At 75.9% G+C, this 2,923-nt stretch carries 1 protein-coding gene; it reads left to right on the forward strand.

From position 1 onward, the window contains the following. Positions 1-478 precede the first annotated feature (478 nt). Positions 479-2,923: nitrate- and nitrite sensing domain-containing protein (locus L7D48_RS27830; protein ID WP_237883713.1), on the forward strand; the 2,445-nt coding region annotated here is incomplete at its 3' end.

Consider the following 2,923-nt stretch of genomic DNA (forward strand, 5'->3'; position numbering starts at 1 on the left):
GGACGGGCACCGCCGACAGGGGGTGGGCGGTGGGCCGAAGAAAGGTCTGAACCACTGTCACGACCTGCGGGTTCTTCGCCGGAGTTCTACCGGAATCGGAGTTTCCGTGAAACGGCGGGCGCGAATACTGCCAAAAGGCCGGGCGGATTTCCAACCCCTGACCGGTGTGTGGCCGAACCGGTCGCGGCATCGGAGTTGTTCGGCAACTCCCCCGTGATGTTCACTCCTTCGAGTGGCCCGGCAGGGGGACCGCCTCCGCATCCGCCGCGGCGATGGAAACGTCGGCCGCCGCGGGCAGCCGTGATCGGACGGGATACGGTCCCCTGCCGCACACATTGGACTGTCGCGTCCCGGACTGGTCCGGGACGGCGGAACGAGATTGCGAGCACGGGTGGGGAAGAAGCGACACCGGAGCAGCCGGCAGGACCGCCAGGACGGCACAGCCTCCGCACCGCCCCCCACCGGGCGCAGAGCGCGGGTGCGCAACAGACTCCTCGCCTCCGTCGTACTGTGCGCCGCCGCCGTACTCGCCGCGGGCGCGCCCTCGGTGGCCACGGCCTCGCGCGATCTGACCGACGCCCAGCGGCTGGTCGACCGCGCCGACCTGGGCCGCCGCGCGGTCTCCCTCTCCCACGCCCTGGCCGACGAGCGCGACGCCGTCGTCCGCCACATCGCCGCGGGCCGCACCACCGGGGACGGCGAGGGGCTCTCCGAGCGGGAGCGCGCCCGGGTGGACCGCGCCATCCGGGAGCTGAGCGCCGACGCCCCCGCCGACATACGCAGGCTGCTCGACGCCTTCCCCGACACCCGGCAGCGGGCCGTGGCCGGCGAGGGCGGCGCCGTCGAGACGTACGAGGCGTACACCCAGCTCATCCAGTCCCTCGGCGGCATCACCGCGGCCACCACCCGCGCCCTGCCCGCACGCGCCGAGAACGCGACGGCCGACGCGCTCCCCGACCTCGGGCGCGCCGTCGAACAGGCCTCCGCCGCCCGCGGGCTGCTGACGGCCGCCCTCGCCGGCGAGGGCGAGCAGCCGCGTCTGACCGCCGCCGCCCAGCAGGCGCACCTGCGTGAGCAGGCCGCCCTCGCCGACTTCGACCAGACCGCGCTGGCCGGCGACCGCGACGCGTACGCCAGGACCGTCACCGGTACCGACGTGACGCTGGCCGAGCGCTACCTGGCCCGCCTCACCGACCAGCCGCGGCTGGACTACCAGGACCGCTCCCTGGACTTCGACCGCGTGGCGTCCGCGCTGACCGCCCGGGTGGACCGCATGCGCAGCATGGAGTCCTCGCTGGCGGCCGCCGAGGTGAAGAGGCTGGAGGGGCTGCGCGACGACGACGTCACGGCACTGGAACTGCGCGCCGCCCTGCTGGGGGTCTGCCTGCTGCTCGCCATCGGCATCAGCGTGCAGACCGCCCGTTCGATGGCCCGGCCGCTGGCCGTCCTGCGGCGCGGCGGCGAGCGGGTGGCCGCCGACCCGGTGGGCGAGGAGCCGGTGGTGTACAACGGCCGCAACGACGAGTTCGCCGACGTCGTACGCGCCGTCAACCGCCTGCGGGCCACCGCCGCCGAGCTGCACGAGCGCGCCGTCCGGGCCGAGACCGCGGCCGGCTCCGGGGAGGCCGGCTCCACACGGCCCGCCGATCCCGCGCGCGAGACCGGCACCGCCCCGCTCGCCGCCGAACTCGCCGCCGTGCGCGAGCGGTTGACCGCGCTGACCGCCGAGCACGAGAAGCTGCTGCGCGAGCACGAGTCCGCGAGGGCCGCCGCCGAGTCCGCCGGGGGCGAGGTCCCCGGGCGCCGACAGGGCGCCTCCAACGGCACGTTCGTCCACCTCGGACTGCGGACCCTGGGCCTGGTGGAGCGGCAGCTCGCCCTGATCGAGTCCATGGAGCACGAGGAGAAGGAGCCGGAGCGGCTCGCCTCCCTGTTCAAGCTCGACCACCTCGCCACCCGGATGCGCCGCCACAGCGAGAACCTGCTCCTCCTGGCGGGCTCCGAGCACACCACCGGCCATCTGGAGCCGGTGCCGCTGCTGGACGTGCTGCGCGCCGCGATCAGCGAGATCGAGCGCTACGAGCGGGTGGAGATCGCCACACTGCCGCCGCACGCCCAGATCTCCGGATCCGCCGCCGACGACATCAGCCACCTGATCGCCGAACTGGTGGACAACGCCACCGCCTTCTCGCCGCCGGAGGCCGAGGTGCGGCTGTCGGGCTGGATGCTGGAGAACGGCGAGATCATGCTCTCCGTCCAGGACGAGGGCATCGGCTCCTCCCCCGAGCGGCTGGCCGAGCTCAACGCCAAGCTGGCCGACGGAGCCTTCGCCGCCCCCGAGGACGACGACGCGCTGGGCATGGGCCTGTACGTGGTGGCCCGGCTCGCCGCGCGGCACGGCGTACGGGTGCAGCTGCGCGAGCAGAAGCAGGGCGGCATCGCCGCGGTCGCCGTCCTGCCGCGCGCCCTGCTGCCCGACCGCCCGGTGCCCGGGGCCCTCGCGGGGGCCAGGACCGCCACCGCGGGTACGGCGCAGCCCCTGCCGGGCACGGTCGCCGAGGCCAACGGCAACGCACTGCCGTCCCGTCCGGACCGGGCACGCCCGGCGGTGGCGGCGGGCACGGACGCGCCCGACACCGGAGCGGACGGCGAGGGCGCCGGCACCGCGGCCCGCACCGCCGATGCCGACGCCGCCGCCGACGTCACCGAGACCGCGCCGATCCCCCGGATCACCGAGGACACCGCGCCTCCCCCGGCCGCCCGCGCCGCCCGCGCCGACACCGCGGAGGCCGGCGAGGCCGCGGCCGACCCCGCGCGCGACGCCCCGGCCCGGGCCGCGGGCCCGTACCACGCCGGGTCCGAGGACCTGCGCGAGCACAGCCGGACCCGGGACGAGGCGCCGGCGGCGGCTCCGGAAACGGCC

This window comes from Streptomyces sp. ICN903, from assembly GCF_022015835.1.
GTDB lineage: Bacteria > Actinomycetota > Actinomycetes > Streptomycetales > Streptomycetaceae > Streptomyces > Streptomyces fenghuangensis.